The organism is Nocardioides sp. P5_C9_2, assembly GCF_054049555.1.
The window spans coordinates 1-5,463 of record NZ_JBFUMD010000260.1 but is presented as its reverse complement, the minus strand read 5'-3'; the positions used below and the strand labels follow the sequence as shown (position 1 = coordinate 5,463).

At 71.0% G+C, this 5,463-nt stretch carries 4 protein-coding genes; 2 read left to right on the top strand and 2 right to left on the bottom strand.

What is annotated here, in order from left to right; translation table 11 throughout:
- Window positions 1–237 (top strand): molybdopterin dinucleotide binding domain-containing protein (locus tag ACXJKL_RS13365; protein ID WP_457207535.1); only part of this gene is annotated, 237 nt, incomplete at its 5' end.
- Between the two features lie 83 nt (window positions 238–320).
- Here ACXJKL_RS13365 and ACXJKL_RS13360 read toward each other — a convergent pair.
- On the bottom strand, window positions 321–2,312 hold the full coding sequence (locus ACXJKL_RS13360; protein WP_457207534.1) for a PTS mannitol transporter subunit IICBA: 1,992 nt from the start codon (window positions 2,310–2,312) through the stop codon (window positions 321–323).
- 206 nt (window positions 2,313–2,518) lie between these two features.
- Between ACXJKL_RS13360 and ACXJKL_RS13355 the strand changes: the two genes are divergently transcribed.
- Window positions 2,519–3,565 carry a zinc-dependent dehydrogenase gene (locus ACXJKL_RS13355; protein WP_457207533.1) on the top strand — a complete coding sequence of 349 codons (1,047 nt, stop codon included), beginning with the start codon at window positions 2,519–2,521 and terminating at the stop codon, window positions 3,563–3,565.
- Between the two features lie 225 nt (window positions 3,566–3,790).
- Here ACXJKL_RS13355 and ptsP read toward each other — a convergent pair.
- A partial coding sequence (gene ptsP, locus ACXJKL_RS13350) for a phosphoenolpyruvate--protein phosphotransferase (RefSeq protein ID WP_457207532.1) occupies window positions 3,791–5,463 on the bottom strand: 1,673 nt, incomplete at its 5' end.

Here is a 5,463-nt window from a genome sequence, read left to right as displayed (position 1 = left end):
GTGCGGGTGACCTCGCGCGTCGGCAGCGTCGACGTCGAGGTCGCCGCCACCGAGGACGTCATGCGCGGCGTGGTCAGCCTCCCCCACGGCTACGGCCACGCGCGCAACCCCGGGATGCGGGCCGCGACCCGGGTCCCCGGCGTCTCGATCAACGACCTGACCGACCCCGAGCGCCTGGACGTGTCCGGGAACGCCGCGCTCAGCGGCGTACCGGTGACCGTGTCGGCGCCGGCCTGACCGCCGCACGGCCGACCACGAGGAACGCCCGGCCGGCCTGTCTCCAGGTCGACCGGGCGTCCGTGTCGTAGCGGGTCGACGCGTCAGACGCGCACCCCCTCCAGGATCTCGCGCACCTCGGTGGCCGAGCCCGCCGTGCGGAGGCGCTCGACCTGGGCCTGGTCGGTGAAGACGCCCGCGATCTTCTGCAGCAGTGCCAGGTGGTCGTCGCCCGCACCGGCGATGCCGATCACGAACTCGACCGGCTTGCCGTTCCAGTCCACGCCGTCGGCGTAGCGGACGAACGAGATCGCCGTCCGGTTGATCGCCGACTTGGCCTCGTTGGTGCCGTGCGGGATGGCCAGCCCGTTGCCCATGTGGGTGGAGACCGACGCCTCCCGCTCGTGCATCGCATCGACGTACGACGCCTCGACGGCGCCGCTGGCGACCAGGAGGCGACCCGCCTCGGTGATCGCGTCGTCGCGCGACGTCGCGGTCCCGCTCAGCACGATCGAGTCGTCGTCCAGGACCCCGCTCGGGGTCGCGGCGACCGACTCCTCGACGGCGGCACCGCCCGAGGTGTTCGTCTGGTCCAGGAGCTCGACGATCTCGTCGTAGCGCGGCGACGCCATGAAGTTGTCCACCGAGACGTGCATGGCGGACGGGGTCCGCTGCCGCGCGCGGTCGGTGAGGTCCTGGTGGCTGACCACCAGGTCGTAGCCGTCGTCGAGGTTGGAGATCGCCTTGTTGACGACCGTGACGTCGCCGTGGCCGGCGGCCTGGATCTTCTTGCGGAGCACCGACGCGCCCATCGCGGACGAGCCCATGCCGGCGTCGCAGGCGAACACGATCGACCGGATCGGACCCGAGTGCGCGTCGGTCGTGGCGCCGGTGAGCATGCCGCTGACCGAGGACTTCTTGCCCTTGTTGGCCTCCATCTGTGCGGTCGCGGCCGCCAGGTCGCCCTCGTCCTCGGACCGGTCGAGCTTGAGCAGGAAGGACGCCACCAGGAAGCTCACCGCGGCCGAGCCGAACACGGCGAGCGTCACACCGACATAGGACCCCGAGGCGGTCTGGGCGTAGACGGCGAAGATCGAGCCGGGCGCCGCGGGAGCGCGCAGGCCCACGTCGAAGGCGACGTTGATGGCGACGCCCGTCATGCCACCGGCGATGGTGGCCAGGATCAGCTTGGGCTTCATCAGGACGTACGGGAAGTAGATCTCGTGGATGCCGCCGAAGAACTGGATGACGGCCGCGCCGGGAGCGGTGGCCTTGGCCACCCCCTTGCCGAAGATCGAGATCGCGATCAGCAGGCCGAGCCCCGGGCCGGGGTTGGCCTCCAGCAGGAAGAGCACCGACTGGCCGGTCTCGGCGGCCTCGGTCAGGCCAAGCGGGGTGAGGACGCCGTGGTTGATGGCGTTGTTGAGGAAGAACACCTTGGCCGGCTCGATCACCACAGAGGTGAGCGGGAGCAGGTTGTTGTTGACCAGCGTCTCCACACCGTTGCCGAGGATCTCCATGATCTTGTTGACGATCGGCGCCACGACCCAGAACCCGCCCAGCGCCATGGCGAAGGCCACGATGCCGGCGGAGAACATGTTGACGAGCATCTCGAAGCCGGCGCGCACCTTGCCCTCCCACAGGGCGTCGAGCCTCTTCATGACCCACGCCGCGAGCGGGCCCATGATCATCGCGCCGATGAACATGTGCACCTGACCGAGCGACGCGAAGTCCTCGGCCGCATTGCCGGCGGCGAGCCAGTCGCGCAGCGCGTCGGCGTTGAAGTTGGCGACCAGCTGGTCGGAGCCGGCGATGGCCCCCATCACCGCGAAGGCGCCCACGACGGCGCCGCGGTCGCCGTACACCATCCGGCCGCCGGTGGCGGCGATCAGGATCGGCAGCAGGTAGTGGATGGTCGGGCCCACCATCGTCGCCAGCTCGGCGTTGGGCAGCCAGCCCACGTCGATGAACAGCGCGGTGAGCAGGCCCCAAGCGATCAGGGCCGGGATGTTGGGCATGATCATGTTGGACAGGAACGTCCCGAACTTCTGCACGTGGACGCGCGCGCCGCCGCGCGGTGCCGTCTGTGTGGCCATGGATTCCTCCGAAGTGATGACGCGTGCTGGGTCCTGGGTGACCCGGATCACAGTCAGAGCTCCAGTAAACCGCCAACCGGGCACATTGCCAAGCATTCGGGCGAAAGTGGGTGTCATTTGGTGTGGCTTTAGCCCCGTTATGACCGCTACGGTGAGTGGACAAGGCTCAGACCGACCGTCGTCTCACCCGTGGAGGAATCCCGACCATGAAGGCACTGCGCTTCTACGCCCCCGAGGACGTCCGACTCGTGGACGTGCCCGAGCCCGAGTGCGGGCCCGACGAGATCAAGATCAAGGTCAAGAACTGCTCGACCTGCGGCACCGACGTGAAGATCAAGAAGAACGGCCACGTCAACATCACCCGCGAGACCACGTTGGGCCACGAGGTGGCCGGCGAGATCGTCGAGGTGGGGGCCGACGCACTCGGTGGCTTCTCGGTCGGCGAGCGGGTGCAGTGCATCGCGGCCGTCCCGTGCGGCGAGTGCCACGAGTGCCGCAAGGGCTGGATGGAGGTCTGCCAGAACCAGACCTCGGTCGGCTACCAGTACGACGGCGGCTTCGCGGAGTACATGATCGTCCCCGCCCAGGTGCTCAAGGTGGACGGTCTCAACCGGATCCCCGACAACGTGGGGTACGACGAGGCGTCCGCCGCCGAGCCCTTCGCCTGCGCCATCAACGCCCAGGAGCAGCTCGGCATCGAGGAGGGCGACTTCACCGTCGTCTTCGGCGCCGGCCCGATCGGCTGCATGCACATCCGCATCGCCCGCGGCGTGCACAAGGTGGGCGCGATCGTCCTCGTCGACGTCAACGCCGAGCGCCTCCAGATGTCGGCCGACGCCGTGCAGCCCGACCACGTCATCGACGCCTCGAAGGTCGACGTGGTCGAGGAGGTCATGAGGCTCACCGATGGCCGCGGGGCCGACGTGATCATCACCGCGACGCCGGCCAACGTCACCCAGGAGCAGGCGATCGCGATGGCCGCGCGCCAGGGCCGGATCTCGTTCTTCGGCGGCCTGCCCAAGACCGACCCCACGATCACCTGCGACTCCAACGTCGTGCACTACCGCCAGCTGCACATCCACGGCGCCAACGGGTCCTCCCCCGACCACAACAAGCGGGCCCTGGAGTACATCTCCACCGGTCAGGTGCCGGTCAAGGACCTGATCACCCGGCACATCCCCCTCGACGAGGTGATGTCGGCGTTCGACATCGTCGCCAGGGGCGAGGCCATCAAGGTCACCGTCGAGCCGTAGCCCGACCCGCCCCCCTCGACCCGCTCGCCCGAGCGGTGAGCCAGCCACGTTCCCCCACCACCGGACCGTGGCTGACTCACCGCCGCGGCGGCGCGTCGCGCGCGACACCCCGGGCGGCGGTGCTCAGGCCACGTTCTCCCCGGGCGAGAAGGTGGCTGGCTCACCGCCCACGCGGCGGGTCCGCGACGACACGCGGGCACGCCCGCCCGGACGCCGCGCGCAGCCTCAGTGCAGCAGCGCGCGTACGGCGTCGCGCCCCGCCATCGGGTCGCTGGCGCCCAGTACCGCCTCGGCGGCGGCCTCGCAGGTGTCCATGGAGACCCGGGAGAGCTGGGCGCCGACCGGCCGGACGGCCCGGGCGGCCATCGACAGGGAGGTGACGCCCATGCCCACGAGGGCGCACGCCAGCAGCGGGTCGGCGGCGGCCTCGCCGCAGACCCCCACCGACTTGCCGGCCTGCTTGCCCGCCTCCGCGGTGATGGCGATGAGCTGCAGGACCGCCGGCTGCCAGGGGTCGGTGAGGTGGGCCAGGTCGGTGGCCATCCGGTCGGCGGCCATCGTGTACTGGGTGAGGTCGTTGGTGCCGATGGAGAGGAAGTCGACGACCTCGAGCATCCGGTGGGCCAGCAGCGCGGCACTGGGGATCTCGACCATGATGCCGGGCTTGAGGCCGCGGGACCGGACCTTCTCGGCGAAGTCGGCGGCCTCGGCGACGGTGGCGACCATCGGTGCCATCACCCAGGTCTCGGTGCCGGTGCGCTCGGCGGCGATCCGGATGCCGTCGAGCTGGCGGTCCATCAGCCCGGGGTTGCCGAAGGACAGGCGCAGGCCGCGGACGCCGAGGGCGGGGTTCTCCTCCCCCGGCAGGGTGGCGAAGGCGATCGGCTTGTCGGATCCGGCGTCGAGCGTGCGGATGACCACGTGCTGGCCCTCGCCGAAGGCGCCGAGCACCGAGGCGTAGATGTCCCCCTGCTCCTGCGCCGTCGGCTCGTCGGTGGCGTTGAGGAAGCACAGCTCGGTACGGAAGAGGCCGACGCCCTGCACCGGCTCGGCGCTGGCCTGGACGGCGCTGGGGCCGTCGGCGACGTTGGCGAGCAGCTTGACGGGGATGCCGTCGGACGTCGAGGCCGGGCCCGACCACTGGGCCAGCTCCTCGCGGGCCGCCCGACTCGCGTCGACCCGCCGCTGCGCCTCGGCAGGGTCGCCGCCGAGCTCGATCTCGCCGGACTCACCGTCGACGACCAGGAAGGTGCCGGGCTCGACGTCGGTGATGCCGGCCGCTCCGACCACGCACGGGATGCCCAGCTGCCGGGCGATGATCGCCGTGTGGCTGGTGGCGCCGCCGCGCTCGGTCACCAGCGCGGTGATCAGCTCGGGGTCGAGCCCGGAGGTGTCGCTGGGCGCCAGGTCCTCGGCGACCAGGACCGACGGCTGCGACGGGGTGGGGACGCCGGGCTCGGGCTCGCCCACGAGGTGGGCGACCAGGCGACGCTCGATGTCCTCGAGGTCCGTGACGCGCTCGGCCATCAGGCCGCCCATGGTCGTGAAGATGGTCACGAACTGCTCGACGGCCGCGTCCACCGCCGACACCAGGCCCTGGCCGGCGGCGACGTTCTTGGACACCGCACCGCGCAACCCCTTGTCGCGCGCGAGGCCCGCGCTGGCGCTCAGCACCTCCGCTGCCGGCCCGGTGGCCTTCTCGGCCTTGCGCGTGAAGCCGTCGGCGACCGCGACGACCGCGTCGTCGTACGCCGACATCGCGGCGTCGGCGTCGGCGAAGCCGCCRTCGCCGAATCGAGCCACCGCGTCCGGCGAGACCTCCCCGCGCACGAGGAGGGCAGGTCCGGCGGCGACTCCGGGCACGACGGGCGTCCCGCGGAGCACGGAGTGAGCAGGTG